The organism is Gordonia oleivorans (assembly GCF_040044975.1).
GTDB classification, from domain to species: Bacteria; Actinomycetota; Actinomycetes; order Mycobacteriales; family Mycobacteriaceae; genus Gordonia; species Gordonia oleivorans.
This window is the reverse complement of the sequence record NZ_JBDZDI010000009.1, coordinates 100,876-122,281: the sequence shown is the minus strand read 5'-3', so window position 1 is coordinate 122,281 and position 21,406 is coordinate 100,876. Positions and strand designations below refer to the sequence as shown.

Genomic DNA, 21,406 nt, shown 5'->3' with positions numbered 1-21,406 from the left:
CGTCGGGAATCGGTGAGGGAAATACCCGCCGACCGGTTACCCCTGGGCGCTTTGCGCACTAAACTTGGCCGAATGGTGCGACCGGCGACGTTGGGGCGATACGTGTGGCCGGAACTGACCGACTCGGCGATGACCGTACTGGTACCGGTGGGCTCATTCGAGCAACACGGACCGCATCTTCCGCTCGACACCGACACCCGCATCGCGGTGGCGGTGGCATCCGGTGCGCACGGGCGTCTGGCAACCGACGCTCCCTACTCCTGTGCTCCGGCAATTCCCTACGGGGCCAGCGGTGAGCACGAGGGATTCGCCGGCACCATCTCGCTGGGCGCGGAGGCGCTGGGCGCAGTGCTGCTGGAGTACGGGCGCAGCGCATGCCGGTGGGCGCAGCGGATCGCCTTCGTCAACGGACACGGAGGGAATGTGCCCACATTGACCACGGCGGTCGCACGGTTACGGTACGAGGCCCGGGATGTGGCGTGGTATCCGTGTATGTTCCCGGACGCTGACGCGCATGCGGGTCACACCGAAACCTCGGTCCTGCTTCATCTTTCACCCGATGTGGTGCGCTCGGATCGGCTCGAGGTGGGCAATCGGGAACCGATGGCCACCCTGATGGGCGCGCTGCGCACCGGCGGGGTCTCGGCGGTGAGTGCCAACGGGATTCTCGGCGACGCGTCGTCGTCGTCGGCCGAGGCGGGCGCGCTTCTGCTCGATCACGCGATCGGCGACCTCGCCCGGGCGTTGACCGAATGGACCGTCGATGACGGGGGGCGGCTGCGGTGACCACCGTCGAATCGACCACGGCCACAATCCGGGCGCAGGATTCCGGTCTGCCGGATGGATTCCAGGTGCAGATCGACATGCGTTGCGCCAGGGGCGGTGACCTTCGTTTCCTGGTCGGCGGATCGCCCACACGGATGATGCGGCTCAGCGACGCCGCGTTGGGGATGACCTCCGGCTACGGCCGCATCGAGGTCTGTGACCCGGCCACCCGTCGCCTCTCCCGCACCCTGCTCGAGGCGGGGATCGCTCATCCACGGCCGATGGCGGGTCCGTGCGTCGACGATGTCACCATCGTGATCCCGGTGCGCGACAACCAGTCCGGTGTGGACAGACTGGTAGCGGCGGTGGACGGTCGGCGCGTGATCGTCGTTGACGACGGGTCGGCCGAACCGATTGTCGCGTCCGGTCCGCTCGTGCAGGTCATCCGGTTCGACCGCAATCGTGGTCCGGCCGCGGCGCGCAATGCCGGAGCGGCCGCGGCGCAGACCGAGTTCGTCGCCTTCCTCGATTCGGATGTCGTGCCCGAACCCGAGTGGCTGATGATGCTGATGGCGCATTTCTCCGATCCGCTGGTGGCGCTGGCGGCACCACGCATCGTCGGGCTGTCCGGGCGTGAGGACGGGCCGACGATGCGTCGGCGTCCGTCGCTGGCCGAACGCTACGAGAACCGATATTCGTCACTCGACATGGGTCCCGGTGAGGCCGCGGTGGTTCCCGGAACCCCGGTGCCCTACGTTCCGAGTGCGGCGATGATCGTGCGGCGCAACGCTTTCTGCGGATTCGACGAGAAGCTGCGGGTGGCTGAGGACGTCGACCTGTGCTGGCGACTACACGAGGCGGGCTGGCGCATCCGATACGATCCCGTCGCGCGGGTTGCGCATGATCACCGGACGAGTATGCGGCAGGTCCTGTCGCGTCGCCGGTTCTACGGAACGGGAGCGGCGTTCCTCGCGCAGCGGCACGGAAGCACCGCGGCTCCGATGGTGATGACCGCCTCGATGGCGGTGGCCGTCGGTGCGCTGCTGTCCCGGACCAAGGTGGGTCTGGCGATCGCGTTCCTGGTGTTGACCCGGGTGGCCTACCGGCTGCGGACGCGGCTCGGCGATCTTCCCGATGCGCCGGTGGCCGCCGCGCAGATGACCGGCCGCGCCGCCGGGTTCGGGCTCTTGCAGGCCGCGGGTGCGATCTGTCGCCACTACTGGCCGGTGGCGCTGGTGCTGGCGTTGATCTCCAAGCGTTTCCGGGCTCTCGTCATCGAGGTGGCCGTCGTCGAGGGGGTCGTCGAGTGGATTCGGTCGGTGATTGCCGAACCCGGGGCCGCGCCGGCGATGGGTCCGGTCGGTTACCTGGTGTGCCGTCGTCTCGACGACCTCGCGTATGGCACCGGTTTGTGGGAAGGCGTTGTGCGCGAGCGGGATCTGGGAGCGTTGCGGCCCATCGTCACCCGGTGAGGTGACCGGGGTGACCGAGCGCGTGCCCTCGACCGTCGACGTCGTCATCGTCGGTGCGGGCAGCGCGGGTTGCGTGTTGGCCGACAAACTCAGTCGCGACGGAGCCCGCTCGGTGCTGCTTCTCGAGCAGGGGCCCGGTTGGCCCGATGACTCCATCCGGGATCTGCGGCGACTGCCCATCGGGGCCGACTCGATCTACGCGACAACACTTCCGGAGGCATTGGGCCACGTGGTGGTGCGCGGGCGTGGGCTCGGCGGGTCGTCGGTGGTCAACGGGGGCTACTTTCTGCGGTGGCACGACACCGATTTCGCGTCCTGGCCGAGCGGATGGGGCCTCGCCGAGGTGGAAGCGGCCTACCGGGAACTCGATGATCCCGGTGGCAGAATGTCGGTCCGTCCGGCCGCCGACGGGGAGCTCAGTGCGGCGGCACGGGCTTTCGAGCGATATTGGGCATCGCGGGTACCGACGCGAGATCCGGTGCAGCGCTGGCCGATCGTCGGCCTGAACCGGGTACTCGGCAATCAGGTCGACGGGCTGAGGATGACAGCGGCGGAGGCGTACCTGCGTGCCGCGATCGGCCGGCCGAACCTGACTGTCCGGACGGATGCGCATGTCGAGGACCTCGCGGTCAGTGGTCGACGAATCATCGGCGTCCGCGTCGGTGGGGAGGCGGTGCGATGTGACGAAGTGATCCTGTGCGCCGGTACGTTGGGTACTGCCGGGCTGCTGCTGCGATCGCAACCGCAGGTGTTCGGTGTCGGCGACAGCGCGCGGATCGGTGAGCACCGCGAGGTGCTCGTCGGCTACGGGCGCACCGATGCCGAGGACCTGACACCGCTGCTACAGACCGTCGTTCATACCGAATCCGGAATCGAAATCCGCTGTTATTCTGACGATTTCGATCGCTATGTGACCGGTGGTCGGGGTGGGCGACCGGTGGTCGGAGTCTGCTCCATGCTTCACAGCGGTACCGGTTCGGTGGTCACCGCGTCCGGCGGCGGCGTCGAGGTGATCCTCGACCCGCCGTTGACCGACGACGCGGCCCGGATGTGGTCGGTCGCCGACGACGTGGTGGATATGTTGTCCTCCAAGGAGTTCGACGATCTCGTCGACCCCGGGTCGATCGTCATCGACCCGGTGGTCCGTACCTCCCAACACGCCTGGGGGAGTATGCCTATGGGCGATGCGGTCGACTGGTTGGGCGGTGTGCAGGGCGTGAAGGGCCTGCGCATCGTCGACGGTTCGATCCTGCCGAGTCCCGGACGCAGTGGCCCGCACGCCACGATCATGATGATGGCTTGCCGGATCGGTGATCTGCTCGCAGCGGGCTGACGCTCTCGCCGACCCGCCAGCTGGTCGAGCCGGTCCGGAGCGATAGCGGAGGACCGTGTCGAGACCTCCGCAGGCCGACGACGAAACCTGGCCACCACCAACCGAACCCACGCGCGATATAGCCGACAGCGTTCACCCCCACCAGATTCCGCGCGGAGAAGGTTGTCGGTGGTCGTCGTTACACTTGAGTCAGTTCAGTTGGAGCGATCGATCAAGGGGGCGAACATCATGGCCGACACCACAATTCGCACGACTACCGCGCCGGAACTGTCGATGACCGCCGACGACGCGGCCATGATCGATCACCTCCCCGCCGAGACGGCCACCGCTCTGGCCCGATCCCTGCAACGCCAGGAACGACAGGTGATCGCCCGGAAGGTGTTGTCGGCAGCGCGGATCGGGCATGCCGTGTACGACGAGATGCTGCTCTCGGGCCACATGACCAACGTGCACACCACCGGTGCCGTCGACAAAGCCGCCACCGGCAAGGTCTCGACCGCGCTGGGTGTGTCGGTGCCGCAAGCCACCGCGTGGATGACGCTGAGCTTCCTGCTGTCGACGCTCCCGACGGTGACCGCCGCCTTCTTGGCCGGTGACCAGTCGTTGGAGCGTATCCGCATCATCGCCGACGAGATCGTCGTGCTGTCCGATGACGATGTGCGCGCGTTCGCCGAAACCCGCGCACTGCAACTCGCTGGACGTAATCAGGCGGATACGACATTGCGGGATCAGGTCGCCGAGATGGTGATCGCGCTGGATCCCGACGGTGCCGCCGACCGTCGGGAGGAGGCCGCCGCGCGTGATCAGAACGTGCGGGTCCGTCGGGACACCAACGGGCATTGCAGTATCTCGGTGTACGCACCGGGGGAGGTGGGTGCGCATCTGGCGGCGCGGATCGCACAGATGATCAGTGAGCGGATCTGCCCGCGTGATCCGCGTCGCCGCGGTCAGGTGCAGGTCGCGGCGTTCGCCGAAATCCAGGGCCTGCCGGGTGCGTACCTGTCGTGTGGATGCGGGCGGGGTAACTGCTCGCGGGCGGTCCCGTTGCCGGAGGAGCCCTGTGGCCTGACCGACCTCGACATCGATGTCGACGGCGGCGCGGCTGATCCGTTCGATGTTGAGGCCGAGTGCGGTGAGGCTGACGAGATCACCGAACCCGAGACGACCGACGCTCCCGAGACGGTCACCGACGGCGACGCTGACGGTGCGGCAACGGATACCGTCGAGGCGCACCCCAGCACCGAATCCGACACCGACACCGACACCGAACCCGAAAACGATTTGCAGTTGTCGCTGTCGTTGATCACCGACCCGTCCGGGCAGCGGGAAGCCCGGTTGGAATACTTCGGCGTGGTGGACGAAGCTCATGCCAGGTCGTTGATCGGTTCGGGACAGTTGGTGACCGTCACCGAGTTTCCCACCCTGGACATACCCACCGTCAGCACCGCCACCTCGCTGGATCGGATACCGGCGGCGTGGCGTCGTCTCGACGATCCGTTCCCCGCGCCACCGGTCGACCCGACCGGGCACGGCGGCCATCTCCTCCCGCCGCCGGGTGCGTTGACGTATCGGATACCAGCGTGGTTGCGGGAGAAGATCATCGAGTTGGATGGCACCTGCCGGTACCCGCAGTGCGGGCGGCCGGCCAGTGACTGCCAGATCGATCACCTGGTGAAATTCGTGCACCAGGATCCGATCACCGGTGGCTGGACGGTGGAATTCAACCTGATGCCGCTGTGCACCCCGGACCACCAACGAAAACACATGGGCTTGTTGATCCCCACCATGCTCGCCGATCGGGCGGTCATCTGGCGCGACCCCGTCTCCGGGGAAACCATCACCACCTATCCGCGGTAGGCGGCCGGCTTCGGTCTGCCGTCGGGTGATGCTGCGCTGCAACCAGTTCCCAGCTCCACGTTGCGTGGTCTCGAGGATCGTCGTTTCGACGGAGCTCAACGCAAGGCGCCGGGGCTCACGCAAGGCCCTGGGGCTCCTCGCGACTCGGTCGGCTCAGATGAGTGTGGACCAGTAATCCCAGAACTGAATTCCGATGGCCACGATGACGATTGCGTACCAGAGGGGAAGTAGCACCCAGAGCCAGCCGCGAATGTCGCGGGCGCGGTAAGAATCTCCGAGGAGTCGTCCGGCCGAGAGGATCAGCAGGATCGGCGTGACGGTCCAGACCACCATGCAGTACGGGCACAGCGCGTTGATCCGGTACAGACTCTCGAACGCCAGCCAGTTGACGAAGACGAAACCCAGTGCCAGGCCGATGGTTTGCCCCAGCCAGTACCACCGGGGCAACGACACGCGACCCGTCGCGAGGACACCGGTGACGATGATCACCGAGAACGCCGCGATACCGATCAGCGGGTTCGGGAAGCCGAACAGCCGGGCCTGCGGCGTCACCATCACCGAACCGCACGACAACACCGGATTGATGCTGCAACTCGGGCGGTACGACGGATTGATCAGCAGCTCAATGCGTTCGATCGTCAGCGTCGCCGACGCGATGAACCCGATGATCCCGAGCACCAGCACGGCGATGCCGGTGGCGGGGGAAACGTCGGGACGTTGCAGCCACCACGATCGGTCGTCGGTCGGATCGTCGGTGCTGTCATCGGATTCGAGGGAGTCCGCGTCGAGCGCCTTGTCGGGTTCGGTCTCAGATGTGATGCCGGCCATGATGTCGTTTCGTTCGATCCTGCTGCTGGGCTGGGTCCTACTGCTGGGAGCCGGCAGCGGCATTAACCGCTGCCACGAAGGCCTCGGGGCCCTGTTGGATGTTGAAGTCCTGCCCGTTGATCTTCACGGTCGGTGTTCCGGTGACACCAGAGTCCTTGGTCTCTTGGGTGACCCAGTCCTCGTAGTCACCGCGCGTGATGCAGTCCTTGACATTCTGCGCACCGGCTTCGGTGGCGTAGGACGCCAACTGGTCATCGGTGAGGCCGGAACCGTTCTCGGCGGGCTGGTTCTCATAGAGCAGGGAGTGGAATTTCAGCCACACCTCGAAGTTGTTGGCGCCGCCGGTCGATTCGGCCACACACGCCGACGCGTTCGCCGCGCGGGTCGAGTAGTTCGTCGACGACATCCGGTCGAGGATGGCGACCGGCCGATAGTCGATCGCGACGTTCGGATTGGACTTCAGCTGGGTGAGCGCGTCGCCGAACACGGATTCAAACTGCTTGCACACCGGGCACTGGAAGTCCTCGAGGATCTCCACGACCGCCTTGGGGGTGGTACCGGCCGGAGCGGTGGTGATGCGGAAGGCCCCGTCGGTGGTGACCGTCGGCGGGGTACCGGCGGCGACCGAACTGTCGTCACTGAAAATCTTCCCGTTGGACCACAGGATGGAGACGGCGACGACGGCCGCGACGACGATGATCGCCACCACGGCCCCGATCCGCATGAACAGCGAGCGCCGACGCTCGGCGGCTCGTGGGTCGACGACTGGCTTCCGACGTTTGTCTGCCACGGGTTCCCTCACACTCCAAGTCAACGGTTCGCACGGCCGCAGCACCCCGGAATCTCGCCGCGAGGTCTCCACGCCGCTGTTCAGCGTACTTGGGCCCGCCTGAGTCGCGACTGAGCGGCCCGATCGGCGCCGAATCGGTCACACCGACGCAGCGTCGTAGACTTACTCCGACGCTGTCTCGCTGCAGCGTTGCTAGGAGACCTACATTCTGTGACCGCTCCCGACACACACTCGCCCGACGTACCGGGCACCGACGACACCACCGCCCCGACCCGACCGACCATCCGGACGGCTCGATGGCTGGCGGCGCTGGTCGGCATCGCGCTGGTCGGCATCGTCATCTACGGGGCCGCGAGCGGGTCGGCCCGCCACATCGAGCGCGGCGACCCCTACCCCGGGATGCCGATCGCCATTGCCGACGTCGCCGGGTACTTCCTCGGTACGGTGCTGGCCGCATTGTGTCTGGGTGCGTTGGCCTTCGTCGTCGCCGGAGCCCGGCCCGATTCCAACGGCATCATCGACGCGACCGTCTACCGCGCCCACCGCTTCGTCTCGTCGGCCGCGCCGGTGTGGGCGGTGCTGTCGTGGCTGATGGTGGGGGTCGCGGCCGCCGACGGCTACGGATTGCCGCTGGGCAAGGTGCTGTCCTCGGGCACGCTGTTCGACGCGATCGGGGTCAGCGAGGAGGCGGTGGCCTGGCTGGTGGTGGCGATCTTCGCAACGATCGTGGCAATCGCGATCCGGTTCTTCCTGTCCTGGATCGCGCACCTGGTGCTGCTGATCCCGACCGGCATCGCGGTGGCGGCCCTGCCGATGGCCGGCAACGGTGGTCAGGGCCCCAACCACGACTACACGACCAGCCTGGTCATCCTCTTCATCCTGGCCGCCGCTATCGGCATCGGCTACCGCGTCGCGTTCGCGACCGCGCCGGTGGTCACACCGGACTCGGATCGGGCGATCCTGGAACGCCGGCACGCGTGGATCCTGGCCATCGCCGACACCGTCGCGCTGCTCGCCGGAAGCGGGCTGGTGGCGTTCCTGCTGCCGGTGCGCTACCTGTTCTCCACCGCGTTCGGTCTGGCCGCAATGGTGATGCTCATCGCGCTGGCCGCGGTGCTGGTGTGCAGCATCGTCGCGCTGCGAGGATCGGGTGCCGACCGGATCTGGCGTCCACAGGTCCTCGCCGCGGTGCTGATGATCGTCGTCGTCGCGTGCTGGACGGTGATGGACACCCGCGTCGCCCCCGGGCTGCTGGCACACACCTTCACCGCGTGGGATGTGTTCCTCGGCTACGAACTGCCGGGCGCGCCCGACGCCTGGCGACTGGCCACCTTCTGGCGCTTCGACTTCGTGATGGGGACGGCATTCGTCGTCGCCGCGATCCTCTATGGCTTGGGAGCATGGCGGTTGTATCGACGGGGCGACGCCTGGCCCGTCGGACGCACCATCTCCTGGATACTCGGCTGCCTGTGCGTGATCATCGTCACCGGCTCGGGTATCCGGGCCTACGGATCGGCGATGTTCAGCGTCCACATGGCAGAACACATGGCGCTGAACATGTTTGCGCCCGTACTGCTGGTGCTCGGGGCACCCGCCACCCTCGCCTTGCGAGCCCTGCCGACCGCCGGTTCCCGCCGCCCACCCGGTCCGCGGGAATGGTTGCTGTGGGCGCTGCACTCCAAGGTCACCCGCTTCCTGTCGCATCCGGCGGTCGCTCTGGTGTTGTTCGTGCTGTCGCTGTACGCGGTGTACTTCACCGCGATCTTCGGGACATTCGCGCGGTACCACTGGGGCCACGTCCTATTGACCATTCACTTCATCTTCGTCGGCTACCTCTTCTACTGGGTGATCATCGGCATCGATCCGGGCCCGCGTCGCATCCCGTTCCTGGCACGGATCGGATTGTTGTTCGCGGTCATGCCCTTTCACGCGTTCTTCGGTATCGCACTGATGACGATGACCTCGGTGGTCGGCGACAAGTTCTACAGTCAGCTCGATCTGCCGTGGGTGACCGACCGGTTGCACGACCAATGGCTCGGCGGTGCGATCGCCTGGGGTGCCAGTGAGGTGCCGGTCGTCCTCGTCGTCGTCGCGATCGTCTCGCAGTGGGCCAAATCCGATCGGCGGGCCGCCCGCCGCGCCGACCGGCACGCGGAGACCTACGAGGACACCGAACTCGACGATTACAACAAGATGCTCGAAGACCTCGCGAAGTCGCGGCGCTGAGAGGTCCGGCTTGACCCGATCGGGACAATCGATTCATGCGGTGTGAGGTGGCGCGAGAGGCGTTGTCGGCGCGTACCGACGGCGAACGGGAGACCGTTCCGTCGGTGCGGGTCGACGAGCACGTCGCCGGATGCGCCGACTGCACGGAGTTTGCCGCCGCGCTGGCCGCGATTGCGCTCCCGCAGATCCGCGAACCGCTGCGGGTGGTGGGTTCCGACACCGGGCCGGATCTGGTCGAACGGATGCTCGCCGCGCGTGCCGAGCAGCCCGCACCGTCGGAGTCGGACCGCGAATCGCGTTCGGGCGCATGGTGGATCGCCGCGGGCGGCGGGGCATTCGTCTCCGGTGCGCTGGCGGTGACACTTGTTCTCACGCACGGTTCCGTGATCGTGATCGCCCTGTTCGTGATTGCCGTCGTGGCCACCGTGGGGCTGACGGTGCGAGCACGCCGCTGACGCGGGACCAGGTCGGCCCGGCGGCTCGGCTCGGCGGGTGAGCTCGGCGGGTCAGCTCAGCGGCGTGACTCGCCGAAATGCTGCAGCCGCAGGCTGTTGGTGACGACGAACAGCGACGACAACGCCATCGCCGCCCCCGCGATCAGCGGGTTGAGCACTCCGAGCGCGGCGATCGGGATCGCGGCCACGTTGTAGCCGAACGCCCACACCAGGTTGGTGCGGATGGTCTTCTGCGTCGCTCCCGCGAGGCTCAGCGCCGCCGGCACCGCACGCAGGTCATCGCGCACCAGGATCACGTCGGCGGCGCCGATCGCGACGTCGGTGCCTGCACCGATGGCCAGGCTCAGATCCGCGGTCGCCAGGGCCGGACCGTCGTTGATGCCGTCGCCGACCATCGCCACCGAATGACCCTCGTCCTGCAGACGGCGGATCGTTTCCACCTTCTGGTCGGGCAGGACCTCGGCGATCACGTCGTCGACCTGCACCGCGTCGGCGACGGCACGGGCGGCACCCGCATTGTCTCCGGTCAGCAGGATTGTGCGGAGACCGGCGGCACGCAGCGCGGCGATGGCCGTGGGGGCGGACGCCTTGACGGTGTCGGCGACGCAGATCGCGGCGACCGGCTCGTCATCGACGACCACGTAGACGACGGTGGTGCCGGCCGCCTCGGCGTCGCGTCGGACGCGCGCGAGGTCGGCGGGGACGACGGTGTTCGCGGTGGCCCAGCGCGGCGATCCGACCCGCACCCGCCGGCCGTCGACGATGCCGAATACCCCGCGGCCGGGTTCGGCGCGGAAGTCGCTGACCGGGCGGCGGTCCGCCTCGGCGACGGCCGCGGCGATCGCCGCGCCGACGGCATGCTCGGAGGCGGATTCGACGGCGGCGGCCAGGGCGAGCACCTCGTCGGCATCGGCGTCGGCGACGGCGGTCACCGACTCCACCGACAGTGCGCCCTCGGTGACGGTGCCGGTCTTGTCGAAGACGACGGTGTCGATGAGCCGGGAAGTGTCCAGGGTCTGGTGGCCCTTGAGGAAGATGCCGAGCTGGGCGCCGCGGCCGGTCGCGACCATCACCGCGATCGGGGTGGCCAGGCCGAGTGCGCACGGGCAGGCGATGATCAGCACCGCCAGCGCCGCGGACACCGCACGGTCGGCGGGCTGCCCGAGGAGCAGCCAGGTGGCCAGCGTGACCAGCGACAACACGACGACGATCGGGACGAAGACACCGGCGATGCGGTCGGCGAGCCGTTGTGCGCGGGCCTTACCGGACTGGGCCTCCTCGACCAGGCGCATCATGCCTGCGAATGCGGTATCCGCACCGACCGCCGCGGCCTCCACGATGATCCGTCCGTTGAGGACCGTCGTGCCGCCGATCACCGGCTCGTCGACGGTGACCTCGACGGGCCGGGATTCGCCGGTCATCGCACTCATGTCGATGGCGGCGTGGCCCTCGATGACCAGGCCGTCGGTGCCGACCGTCTCCCCGGGACGCACGACGAAACGCTGCTGTTCCTTCAGCTCCTCGGCCGGGATCCGCATCTCGCGGCCGTCGGGCAGCAGGACGGCGACATCCTTGGCGCCGATCGCGGCCAGCGCGCGCAACGCACCGCCGGCCCGGGACCGGGCCCGCGCCTCGAAATACCGTCCGGCCAGCACCAGCACGGTGACGCCGGTGGCCACCTCGAGGTAGATCGAATCGCTACTCCAGATGGCATCCCACACGCCGGTGGTCGCCCGGGCGTCGGGGTCGGTGGTGAACATCGAGTACAACGACCAGCCGGTGGCGGCGAGCACACCGAGCGTCACCAGCGTCTCCATGGTCGCCGCGCCGGTGCGCAGATTCTTCGCGGCCACCTTGTAGAACGGCCACGCGCACCACGTCAGGATGGGTGCGGCCATCGCGATGAGCAGCCACTGCCAGCCGGGGAAGCGGGTCGTCGGCACCACCGCGAACACGATCGAGAGGTCGGCGAGCGGCACGAACAGCACCACCGCGACGGCGAGTCGGCGGAAGAGGCGGCGGGCCTCGGCGGCGTCGGTGTCGGGGATGGCGCGCGGGACGTCATCGCGGGGCGTCGCGCCGTAGCCGGCCTTGTTGACGACGTCGCACAGATCGTCGGTGGTGACCGTCGGTGCGGCATCGATGGTGGCGACCCGGGTGGCGTAGTTGACCGACGCCTTCACCCCGTCGACCTTGTTGAGTTTGCGTTCCACGCGGGCCGCACACGCCCCACACGTCATGCCGGTGAGATCGAGCTGGAGTCGCTGGGGCTCGGGCGGGCCGACGGATTCGGTATCCGAGCCGGTCACGGTCGTCACATCGGTGGTCACACGATCCTCTTGATTCCCGGCGCCGGGTCATCAGGGGCTGGTCACGCTGATGACGTCGGCGGCCGCATACGCACTCGTCCTCAGGATAGGTCGGATGCGCCGAGCCCAGAGTTCCCGGCGGTTGTGGTGATCTGGGTCACTGATTGGTTACCCATTCGACGAGATGGGGCGCCCACTCGACGGGGAGGTCTACACGCTGCGGCGATGAGCCGACGACGCGGCGACGAGGGATTCGCGGGCGCGGGCCACGCGGGAACGTACGGTCCCGATCGGGCAGCCGGTGACCTCGGCGACCTCCTGATACGACAGTCCGAGGATCTGGGTGAGCACCAGGGCTTCCCGACGTTCGGTCGGCAGGTCCGCGAGCAGCATGTTGACCTCGACGAGATCTTCCCAGCGCACGTAGGACCGGCCCGCATGGGCGGCGTCGGCGGCGCTGACCCAGTCGACGTCGGCGTTGACGCGGGGTCGCGACTGCGCGCGGCGGACCTCGTCGGCGCAGACGCGGCGGGCGATCGAGAGCAGCCAGGTCTTGGCGCTGGCCTCGGCGCGGAAGCGGGGCAGTGACCGCATGGCCCGCAGGAAGGTCTCCTGGGTCAGGTCGTCGGCGGTGCTCGCATGGCCGAGGTGGGCGATGAACCGCCACACATCGGTGTGGGTGGCCTCGATGAACTCCGTCAACGCGGCCCGGTCGCCGGTGGCAGCCCGCAGCGCCGCACGAGTTAACGCAGCCTCGTGATCGGCCGGGTCGGTGTCGGCGGTGGGCTCCATGACGGTGAGCCTATCGGGTCCGCGGCTGCGGCCACACGCTCAGGTGGGATCGGGCGCGATCCCGAAACCCTCGAGCGTGCCGACGTAGCGTTTCGGCAGCGGCGGGGCGAACTCGCCGCTGGCGGTCCCGGTGCGCAGGCCCATCGCGGCCATCGCCGCGAGCATGCCCACTCCCGCGGCGACGCCGTCGATGACCGGTGCGCCGATCTGTGTCGACATACGGCGCGCGAGATCGGCCATGCCGGCGCAGCCGAGCAGGATCGCGTCGGAACCGTCGGAGTGCAGGGCGTCGGCGCAGGCCTTGGCGAGTATGTCGGCGGTGTCGGGGTTGGATTCGAGTTCCAGCACCGGGATGTCGCAGGCATGAATACCGTTGCAGTGCTTCGAGAAACCGTAGTGGTCGACGAGATCCTCGGCTCGGCCGATGGTGCGTGAGAGCGTGGTGACCACCGAGAAGCCGCGCCCCAGTGGGGCGGCGAGGTGCATGCCCGCCTCGGCGATACCGAGGACCGGCGCGTCCGCGAGTTCGCGGGCCGCGTCGAGTCCCGGATCGCCGAAGCAGGCCAGCAGGTAACCGTCGGCGTCGGGGTGCGCGGCGATCGCGTCGAGCACTCCGGGCACGGCAAGCGCCTCGTCGTAGTGACTTTCGATGGACGCCGGTCCCATCGCCGAGGTGACCGCGATGATCTGTGCATCGGCGCGCGCGACGGAGCGTGCGGCCGCGGCGATCACCGCGGTCATCTCGGCGGTGGTGTTCGGGTTGATGACAACCAGCTTCATGGCGGAGACGCTCAGACCTTCGCCATTCCGTCGCCCTCGGCGTCGCCGGCGGTGACAACAGTGGGAGTCTCGGCGACGGTGGTCGTGCCGTCGGCGGCCACCGAGATGTCGGTCGTCGTGGCCGCGGTCAGGCCGGAGCCGTAGATGAACGACTTCGGTGCGTAGCGCATGCCGAAGTAGTAGAAGACCAGACCCGCCGCGGCGCCCATGAACCAGGTGAAGCTGGCCTGGTAGGCGGTGCCGAAAAGCACGAAACAGATCGGGATGATCGACGCCGCGATCACCGATGCCACCGCGACCGGATTCCAGCCGTTGCGGTAGAAGTAGGTGCCGGTGGGCTTGGTGGAGAACAGGTCGTCGACCACGATCTGCTTGCGCTTGATCAGGTAGAAGTCGGCGATGAGGATGCCGAACAGCGGACCGATCACCGCGCCGAGGGTGTCCATCGTGTAGTGGATCGCGCTGGCGTTGTTGAACAGATTCCACGGGGTGATCAGCACCGAGCCGACCGCGGCGATCATGCCGCCCATCCGCCAGGTGATCTTGGTGGGTGCGACGTTGGAGAAGTCGAAGGCAGGGGAGACGAAGTTCGCGACGATGTTGATGCCGATGGTGGCGATCGCGAAGGTCAGCACGCCCAGCACGGCGGCGGTGGTGTTGTCGATCTGGTCGACGATGTGCACCGGGTCGGTGACGATCTTGCCGTCGGCGTCGCGGCCGATGACCGTGGCGCCCGCCGAGACGGTGCAGACCACCAGCAGCGAGAAGAACAGGAAGTTGACCGGCAGACCCCAGAAGTTGCCCTTCTTGACCTCGCCGAAAGTCTTGCCGTAGCGCGAGAAGTCACCGAAGTTGAGCATCGGGCCGGAGAAGTAGGAGACCACCAGGGCGAAGGCGCTGATCATCGCGGTGACCGAGGCCCATCCGGTGGTGCCGGAACCTTCGGAGAGATCGAAGTGCACATTGGACCAGCCGGCCTCGACGATCAGGTATCCGGCCAGCAGGATCATCACGACATACACTGCGGGACCGCAGAAGTCGATGAACTTGCGGATGGTGTCCATGCCGTTCCAGAACACCAGTGCCTGCAGCACCCACATCAGCATGAAGCCCGCCCAGCCCAGCGGCGCCAGGCCGAGGAAGGAGTGGATGTCCGGGTCGGCGTACTGCTCGAGTGACGGCCAGAACTTGATGGCGAGCAGGCCGAAGGCCACCGACGCCAGATATGTCTGAATTCCGTACCAGACCACCGCGATCACGCCGCGGATGATGGCCGGGATGTTGGCGCCCTTGATACCGAAGGAAATGCGCGTGGTGACCGGGTAGGGGACGCCGGCCTGCTGCGATGGTCGGGCGACCAGGTTGCACAGCAGATTGACCGCGACGATGCCGACGATCAGCGCCACCAGCACCTGCCACGCGGCGATGCCGAGCGCGAACAGGCTTCCGGCGAAGACGTATCCGCCGACGCTGTGCACGTCCGACATCCAGAAGGCGAAGATGTTGTACCACGTCCACGTCTGCTGCTTCAGTGGCGCAAGGTCTTCGTTGGTCAGTGACGGGTCGTACTCGGGTTTGATGACACTTTCGCCGGCGGCGCTGTGATGCGTCGAGGCCTGGGGTGACTCAGTGGACATGGGGGGTCTCCAATCGAGGATTTCGATGAAGAACACGCTAGGAACGTCGTGTTACCGACCGATTAATCGGTGGATATATTTTGGCCCGGGATCCGCTGGGTCACTTTAACAAATCTTTACTGTTCCGCCGAGACGCTCGGCGTTCTGCGTTGGCAGCGCTTTCCTCGTCACCGACAGCGCTCTCCCTGCCGTTGACAGCGCTCACCTCGACGTTGACAGCGCTCACTTTCGCACTGACGGCGCTGTCGCGCGGTGGAACCGGAGTCCGGAGTGCCTGTTGCGCAATCGAATCAAGGCTCGGCAGAGCGCTGTCAGTGAAGAACCGAGCGCTGTCAGTGAAGAACCGAGCGCTGTCAACGGTGACGAGAGCGCTGTCAGTCGGGGCCGATCTACCGGCGGTCGGCCGTCTCCAGAATGGCCGCCTCGAGCCGGGAATGGTGAACGCGGGCGACCTGGAGAACCGCGGCGGTGTCACGGTCGGCGAATGCCACGAGCATCGCCTCGTGATCGGCGTTGAGCAGGGTCTGTGTCGAGGCGCTGACGCTGCGCATGACTTGGAACGGTTCGGTGAGATTCCAGGTCGATTCGAACATCGACAGGAGTCGCGGCATCCCGCACGGGTCGGTGAGGTGCGCGTGAAATCGCCGTGAGACGTCGTGAAAGGACTTCCCGTCGCCCCACTTGGTGGCGGTCAGCAGCTGCTCGTGGCTCTCGCGGGCCGCGGCGACGTCGGCATCGGTCACCCGCTCCACCGACTGCGCCAGTGCGGCCTGCTCGAGGACGCCACGGACGAAGTAGATCTCCTTGAGTTCCTCGGTGGACAACTGGCTCACCCGGTAGCCGGCATTGCGCTGATGCACCACGAGGCCTTCGCCGACAAGGGTTTTCAGTGCCTCGCGCACCGGGATGGGGCTCACCCGGTAGGCGTCGGCGACCTCGCCGGGCGGGATCGCGGTACCGGGTGGTGCGCCGCCGGACAGGATGAGGCTGCGCAGTTCCTCCTCGATGGTCGAATGGTCACTGCGGGAACGGACCTCGACGAGCCGGGAGACGAGCGGGTTGGGTCGTCGGCGGTTCATGAGATGCCTCGCCCGAATCCGGAACCCGCGCCGTCCCAGCCGAATCCGGCCGCGCGTGCGTTCTGGGCCGACGCGGCGTGGGCTTCCCGGGCCGACGGATGCCGCCGCACCCAATCGGCGATCGCGTCGGTCATCCGCTGTTGATTGTCGCGGATGACGATCTCGTGGCCCTCGTCACCGAACATCAGCAGCTCGGCGGTCAGTCCACGGGCACGCAGTTCGTGCACGATCTGTTGGGATTCGCTGACCGGCACGTTGGTGTCGTGGGCGCCGTGGATCACCAGGAGGGGAGCGCGTACCTCGTCGATGCGGTGGATTGGCGACAGGTCCCGCAACAGCTCCCGATCCGATTCGGGGTGACCGTATTTGGTGTAGGCGGCCACCGCGATCCACGGTTCGGTGTTGCGGAAGAACGACTCCAGATCACTCATCCCGCAGATGGCGATCCCGGCTGCGAAGAGCTCCGGATGGAACGTCACACACGCCATGGTCAGATAGCCGCCGTAGGATCGGCCCGACACGTAAAGCGCATCGGGATCGGCAATATTGTTGTCGGACAGGTACAGTGCGCAGTCGGCGGCGTCGTCGATGCCGGCGTACCGGCCGTAGCGATCGTCGGCATGCGAGAACAGCCGCCCATACCCCGACGAGCCGCGGACATTCGGCGCGAACACGCCGATCCCGGCATCGACGAGGGGACCGAACAGGAAGTGGTAGTCGGGTCGGGTCTGGGCCTCGGGACCACCGTGGAAGTACAGCAGGTACGGGGTCGGCCCGGCATCGGGATCGGCGCTGGCGTCGACGCGTGGCCGAAAGAGCCAGCCGGACAATTCCATTCCGTCGCGGGCAGAAAAGGTGTGCAGTTCCGGGCGCAGTGCGTGTGACGGGCCGGTGCCGACGACGACGTCGTCGCGGACGGCGGTCACCTCCCGGGACGTGGTGTTGATGAGGTGCACCAGCGGCGAGTGTTGCGGGCTCGACACCGTCAGGGCGATCAGGGTGCCCGCCGCCGAGATGGACAGCTGCGAGCCCACCTCACCGGGTAGCGGGATCGGATCGTGCAGCGTCTGATCCGGCAGGGTCATGATCTGTAATTCGCTGCGGCCGTCCACATTCCACAGCATGGCGATGGTCGACTGATCGTGGCTGACCGCGAACCCGTCGAGGCCGACGTCGACGCGCTGCGCCAACACGCGTACCCGCGTGCCGTGGCGGCCGACCTCCACCCCGAGCAGTCGCGGGAACTTGGCGTCGAAGTCGCTGCGCACCACCGCCTGCACCGAGTCCAGGTCGCGTTCGACGTCCTGCGGCGGTCGGACGAACACCAGCGACGGATGGTTGAAACCCTGATCGAGGATGTACCCGTCATCGGTCACCGAGCCCGGGTCGTTGGGCAGCAGGGTGGTCATCTCGACCTCGGGATCGTCACCGTAACCGAGTTGCACCCGTGCCGCGGACCGCAGGCGGGGCGATGCGGTCGGCGAAAAGCCTTCTCCCGAGCCCGGATTCATTCCCGAGGGGTGCTGTGCTTCGGCTCTGTCGCGTCGTCGAAGCAGCAGCATGTCGTGATAACCACGTGGTCCGACGCGCAGCAGTGTCGCTCCCTTCCACGAGTCGATGAGCGCGCCACCGACGCGGACGTCGAGGGTCTGCGTGGTGCCGGTGCTCGGGTGGATACGCAGCGAATGGGCGGTGCCGTCGGTGTCGGTGGCGGTGATCAGCACCCAGTCGGTGTCCCAGCCGACGAGGGTCACGGTGCCGAAGGATCGTCCGCCCGGTGAATACGGATCGCCGTCGGACCGGGTGGCGGCCACCCGGTGGGCGGTGTCGTCGTCGGGGTTGGTGGTGACCACCCAGACCTGGTGATGCTCACCGCCGCCGGGCGCCAACTCGACGGCCAGCCACTGGCCGTCGCTGGAGTGAACGAGTTTGCGGACCGGTCCGGTGGCCGGGACGCGCACCCAGCGCAGCTCGCCGACGCCCTCCGGGGTCAGGATACGTTGTGCGGCACGGGGATAACCAGTGCCGTCGTCGACGATGTAGGCGAACGCCGATCCGTCCGGGGACACCGACGGCGCATAGGTGTGCCAGCCGTTCTCGTCGAAACGCACCGAATGCGCGGGATCAGTGGGACCGGCCTCGATCCCGAAGGGCTCGGCCGGATCCGGAACGGACGCGGTCACGGCGCGGTGATGTCTTCCATCGACTGCAGCCACATCTCCAGCATGGCGACCTGCCACAGTTCGTTGCCGTCGAGGGTGGTGCGAATCCCGTTGGGATCGGCGAAGAGTCGATCCAGCGCGGCCGGACGATACAGTCCACGGTCCACCGCCGAGCGGGTCTTGAGCGCATCGGCCACCAGATCGAAGACCGGGCCCTCCAGATGCCGGATACCGGGCACCGGGAAGTACCCCTTGGTGCGGTCGATGACCGCCGACGGCAGCAGTGCGCGGCTGGCCTCCTTGAGCACGCCCTTGCCGCCATGAGCGAGTTTCAGGTCCGGCGGGCAGGTGGCGGCGAGCTCGACGAACTCGTGATCCAGGAATGGCACGCGAGCCTCCAGGCCCCAGGCCATCGTCATGGTGTCCACGCGCTTGACCGGGTCGTCGACCAGCATGATCGTGGTGTCCAGGCGCAGGGCGGCGTCGACGGCGGTGTTGGCGCCGGGTGCGGACTGATGCGCGTAGGCGAACTCCCAGCTCGGGTCGTAGTCGGAGTCGCCGAAGAGGTAGTCATCGGACAGGATCGCGGTGATGTCCTCGTGGGATCGGTCGAAGAAGTACTCCCGGTAGGCCTTGGTGGTCTCCGGGCGGGCGATACCCGCCAGCGGCGGATACCAGGAGTAACCGCCGAGGATCTCGTCGGCACCCTGCCCGGACTGCACCACCTTGATCGAGCGGCTGACCTCCTGGGAGAGCAGATAGAAGGCCACACAGTCGTGGCTGACCATGGGTTCGCTCATCGCGGCGATCGTGTCGGGCACCGCCGGCAGCAGGCGGTCGGTGCCGATGTGGATCTTGTGATGATTGGTCGCGAAGGTGTCGGCGATGAGATCGGAGTACGCGTACTCGTCACCGGATTCACCTGCCGCGGAATCGAATCCGATGCTGAAGGTAGCGAGGTCGTGCTGACCCTGTTCGGCCAGCAGAGCCACCACCAACGAGGAGTCGACGCCGCCGGACAGCAGCACCCCGACCGGCACGTCGGCGACCATCCGGCGCCGCACCGAGGTCCGCAGCGAATCCAGGATCTCGTGCTGCCATCGCTTCTCGTCCCAGTCGAGACGATCGGGGTGCGGTTCGAACGCCGGCTCCCAGTAGCGGCGTTCGGTGCTGCGGCCGTCGCGGGTGATGATGCGCACGGTGGCCGGCGGCAGTTTGCGGATGCCGTTGTACATGGTGTGCGGTGCCGGGACGACCGCGTGGAAGCTGAAATAGTGGTGCAGCGCGATCCGGTCGATGGAGGTGTCGACGTCACCGGCACGCAGCAACGCCTGCAACGACGATGCGAACCGCAACCGTCCCGGCGACTCGGCCAGATAGAGCGGTTTGATGCCGAGACGGTCGCGGGCCAGGGTGGTGGTCCCGGTGTCGGTGTCGGTGATCGCGAAGGCGAACATGCCGATCAGGCGGTCGACGCACTCCGATCCCCACGCGTGAAACGCCTTGAGGATGACCTCGGAGTCGGCGTGAGAGAAGAAGCGATACCCCATGCCCTCGAGTTCGGTGCGCAGCTCCTGATAGTTGTAGATACAGCCGTTGAACACCATCGCCAGACCGAGCTCCGGATCGACCATCGGCTGGCTGCCACGCTCGGACAGGTCGATGATCTTCAGGCGCCGATGGCCCAGCGCGACATTGCCTTTCAGGTACACGCCGGCGGCGTCGGGTCCACGCCGGATCATCGCGCCGGTCATGGCCTCCACGGCGGTGACGTCGGGTACCGACCCGTCGAAGCGGATCTCACCGCAGACTCCACACATGTGATCAGTCCTTCCGTCGGTGCTGCGAGGTCATCGTCCCAGCCTATGAGGTCGGGCGCGGTGCGTCAGTGCAAGACGTCGAGGTGGGCGGGTCGGTGCTGGTCAGCGCGGTGTCACCCACGTCGTGATGTCGGCGTGGACGACCTCGGTGCCGTGCGTGTCGAGGATGCGGATCGACACCACCACCTCGGTGCCCTCGGTGATGGACTCGACGTCGAGCGGAGCGGTCAACGTCGCCTCCGCCGTCAACCGGGTGGTGGCCTTCGCCAGATACTGCGTCGACATCGCCTTGGGCAGCCACCGGTGGCTGGTCGGCAGGGTCGCCTCCATCAACATGCCCATCGCGGTCTCGGCGAGGTTGCAGGCGGCGATCGCGTGGAAGGTGCCGATGTGATTGTGGACGCCGAACCATTTGGGCGCGATGACGCGACAGAACCCCGGGCGCATGTCGTCGACGAGGGGCAGCACGGTGCCGAAGTAGGGGACGCGGGCGACCATCCCGACCGAGAACAAGACGTGTCCGAGGAGGTTGTCGGGCAGGCGGCGACGCAGTGCGTACGTGGCGCTGACGGGTGTGGAGTCGACCATGGCGACAACCTTACCGGCCGGTCAGTTGACTGATGGTCCCGGCGTCGCGGCTGTACGTCGGCTGGTAGATGCCCATCGACAAAGACGGCAAAACGGGCAAACAGTACGCCCGCGCACAGGGTTTTCGCAGCGGTCATCCATGTAATCATCACGAAATCGCTTGTAGCGTAACCACTTAGAAGCGGTGCTCCCGTTGCCGCCGCTCATTCGAAAGGATCTGAGGAATATGTCGACTCTCACTCTCAAGCGCACGGCCGCCGGGGTTCTCGCCGCCGGAGCCATCGTGACCGGAGTCGGCGCGGGCGCCGGCCTGGCCGACGCCGCGCCGACGCAGCAGCAGGGAACCCACCAGAGCCGGCCGCAGCAACAGCAACAGCAGCAGCCGCAACAACAACAGCCTCAGCGTCAGCAGCAGCCCCGCCGCCAGCAGACCCCGCAGCCGGCGCCGCGCCAGTCGACCCCGCACGGTTTCTGGTTCTTCGGATTCTGGATTCCGCTGCCCTGATCGGCTTG

At 67.2% G+C, this 21,406-nt stretch carries 17 protein-coding genes; 7 read left to right on the top strand and 10 right to left on the bottom strand.

Annotation, left to right across the window (positions count from 1 at the left end):
- Positions 1-72: 72 nt before the first annotated feature.
- The 4 genes from mftE (at position 73) to ABLE92_RS14970 (ending at position 5,427) form a co-directional block, all read left to right on the top strand.
- Complete coding sequence (gene mftE / locus ABLE92_RS14985) at positions 73-786, top strand: mycofactocin biosynthesis peptidyl-dipeptidase MftE (RefSeq protein ID WP_348805580.1); 714 nt, start codon at positions 73-75, stop codon at positions 784-786.
- Positions 783-2,237, top strand: a complete 1,455-nt coding sequence (gene mftF, locus ABLE92_RS14980; RefSeq protein ID WP_348805579.1) for a mycofactocin biosynthesis glycosyltransferase MftF — start codon at positions 783-785, stop codon at positions 2,235-2,237. Before mftE ends, mftF begins: the two co-directional genes overlap by 4 nt.
- 10 nt (positions 2,238-2,247) lie before the next feature.
- Positions 2,248-3,570, top strand: a complete 1,323-nt coding sequence (gene mftG, locus ABLE92_RS14975; RefSeq protein ID WP_348805578.1) for a mycofactocin system GMC family oxidoreductase MftG — start codon at positions 2,248-2,250, stop codon at positions 3,568-3,570.
- A 228-nt stretch (positions 3,571-3,798) separates the two neighbouring features.
- Entirely contained in the window at positions 3,799-5,427 is a 1,629-nt protein-coding gene (locus tag ABLE92_RS14970; protein WP_348805577.1) for an HNH endonuclease signature motif containing protein, read from the top strand.
- Between the two features lie 153 nt (positions 5,428-5,580).
- Here ABLE92_RS14970 and ABLE92_RS14965 read toward each other — a convergent pair whose 3' ends face one another.
- Positions 5,581-6,255, bottom strand: coding sequence for a vitamin K epoxide reductase family protein (locus ABLE92_RS14965; RefSeq protein WP_348805576.1), 675 nt, complete (start codon positions 6,253-6,255; stop codon positions 5,581-5,583).
- Between the two features lie 37 nt (positions 6,256-6,292).
- Complete coding sequence (locus ABLE92_RS14960) at positions 6,293-7,045, bottom strand: DsbA family protein (protein ID WP_348805575.1); 753 nt, start codon at positions 7,043-7,045, stop codon at positions 6,293-6,295.
- A gap of 210 nt (positions 7,046-7,255) precedes the next feature.
- Between ABLE92_RS14960 and ABLE92_RS14955 the strand changes: the two genes are divergently transcribed.
- Positions 7,256-9,271, top strand: a complete 2,016-nt coding sequence (locus tag ABLE92_RS14955; RefSeq protein WP_425476210.1) for a cytochrome c oxidase assembly protein — start codon at positions 7,256-7,258, stop codon at positions 9,269-9,271.
- Between the two features lie 35 nt (positions 9,272-9,306).
- Positions 9,307-9,726 carry a zf-HC2 domain-containing protein gene (locus tag ABLE92_RS26175; protein WP_425476211.1) on the top strand — a complete coding sequence of 140 codons (420 nt, stop codon included), beginning with the start codon at positions 9,307-9,309 and terminating at the stop codon, positions 9,724-9,726.
- A 56-nt stretch (positions 9,727-9,782) separates the two neighbouring features.
- On the opposite strand, the gene ABLE92_RS14945 is transcribed toward ABLE92_RS26175, so the two are convergent.
- The 8 genes from ABLE92_RS14945 to ABLE92_RS14910 form a co-directional block, all read right to left on the bottom strand.
- Positions 9,783-12,056 (bottom strand): heavy metal translocating P-type ATPase, encoded by a 2,274-nt coding sequence (locus ABLE92_RS14945; protein ID WP_496560810.1) that lies wholly within the window; start codon positions 12,054-12,056, stop codon positions 9,783-9,785.
- Between the two features lie 189 nt (positions 12,057-12,245).
- Positions 12,246-12,827 (bottom strand): sigma-70 family RNA polymerase sigma factor, encoded by a 582-nt coding sequence (locus ABLE92_RS14940; protein ID WP_348805574.1) that lies wholly within the window; start codon positions 12,825-12,827, stop codon positions 12,246-12,248.
- Between the two features lie 39 nt (positions 12,828-12,866).
- Positions 12,867-13,607 carry an aspartate/glutamate racemase family protein gene (locus ABLE92_RS14935; RefSeq protein ID WP_348805573.1) on the bottom strand — a complete coding sequence of 247 codons (741 nt, stop codon included), beginning with the start codon at positions 13,605-13,607 and terminating at the stop codon, positions 12,867-12,869.
- Between the two features lie 11 nt (positions 13,608-13,618).
- Entirely contained in the window at positions 13,619-15,244 is a 1,626-nt protein-coding gene (locus tag ABLE92_RS14930; protein WP_348805572.1) for an NCS1 family nucleobase:cation symporter-1, read from the bottom strand.
- A 389-nt stretch (positions 15,245-15,633) separates the two neighbouring features.
- Entirely contained in the window at positions 15,634-16,323 is a 690-nt protein-coding gene (locus ABLE92_RS14925) for a GntR family transcriptional regulator (protein ID WP_348805571.1), read from the bottom strand.
- Positions 16,320-18,506: an alpha/beta hydrolase family protein gene (locus tag ABLE92_RS14920; protein ID WP_348805570.1), complete on the bottom strand. Its 2,187-nt coding sequence runs from the start codon at positions 18,504-18,506 to the stop codon at positions 16,320-16,322. Before ABLE92_RS14920 ends, ABLE92_RS14925 begins: the two co-directional genes overlap by 4 nt.
- The gene (locus tag ABLE92_RS14915) at positions 18,503-20,305 is read right to left on the bottom strand and encodes an N-acetylglutaminylglutamine amidotransferase (protein ID WP_348805569.1); all 1,803 of its coding nucleotides are present in this window, start codon (positions 20,303-20,305) and stop codon (positions 18,503-18,505) included. The genes ABLE92_RS14920 and ABLE92_RS14915 overlap by 4 nt, the downstream gene beginning before the upstream one ends.
- Positions 20,306-20,407: 102 nt before the next feature.
- The gene (locus ABLE92_RS14910; protein ID WP_348805567.1) at positions 20,408-20,893 is read right to left on the bottom strand and encodes a hotdog fold domain-containing protein; all 486 of its coding nucleotides are present in this window, start codon (positions 20,891-20,893) and stop codon (positions 20,408-20,410) included.
- Positions 20,894-21,119: 226 nt separating this feature from the next.
- Here ABLE92_RS14910 and ABLE92_RS14905 point away from each other — a divergent pair, with 226 nt between their 5' ends.
- The gene (locus tag ABLE92_RS14905; protein WP_348805566.1) at positions 21,120-21,398 is read left to right on the top strand and encodes a hypothetical protein; all 279 of its coding nucleotides are present in this window, start codon (positions 21,120-21,122) and stop codon (positions 21,396-21,398) included.
- Positions 21,399-21,406 lie beyond the last annotated feature (8 nt).

Bases quoted from the DNA above. Each gene is read 5' to 3' on its own strand.
- mftE (WP_348805580.1), top strand. From the start codon at position 73: ATGGTGCGACCGGCGACGTTGGGGCGATACGTGTGGCCGGAACTGACC.
- ABLE92_RS14970 (WP_348805577.1), top strand. From the start codon at position 3,799: ATGGCCGACACCACAATTCGCACGACTACCGCGCCGGAACTGTCGATG.
- ABLE92_RS14965 (WP_348805576.1), bottom strand. From the start codon at position 6,255: ATGGCCGGCATCACATCTGAGACCGAACCCGACAAGGCGCTCGACGCG.
- ABLE92_RS26175 (WP_425476211.1), top strand. From the start codon at position 9,307: ATGCGGTGTGAGGTGGCGCGAGAGGCGTTGTCGGCGCGTACCGACGGC.
- ABLE92_RS14940 (WP_348805574.1), bottom strand. From the start codon at position 12,827: ATGGAGCCCACCGCCGACACCGACCCGGCCGATCACGAGGCTGCGTTA.
- ABLE92_RS14935 (WP_348805573.1), bottom strand. From the start codon at position 13,607: ATGAAGCTGGTTGTCATCAACCCGAACACCACCGCCGAGATGACCGCG.
- ABLE92_RS14930 (WP_348805572.1), bottom strand. From the start codon at position 15,244: ATGTCCACTGAGTCACCCCAGGCCTCGACGCATCACAGCGCCGCCGGC.
- ABLE92_RS14925 (WP_348805571.1), bottom strand. From the start codon at position 16,323: ATGAACCGCCGACGACCCAACCCGCTCGTCTCCCGGCTCGTCGAGGTC.
- ABLE92_RS14915 (WP_348805569.1), bottom strand. From the start codon at position 20,305: ATGTGTGGAGTCTGCGGTGAGATCCGCTTCGACGGGTCGGTACCCGAC.
- ABLE92_RS14910 (WP_348805567.1), bottom strand. From the start codon at position 20,893: ATGGTCGACTCCACACCCGTCAGCGCCACGTACGCACTGCGTCGCCGC.
- ABLE92_RS14905 (WP_348805566.1), top strand. From the start codon at position 21,120: ATGTCGACTCTCACTCTCAAGCGCACGGCCGCCGGGGTTCTCGCCGCC.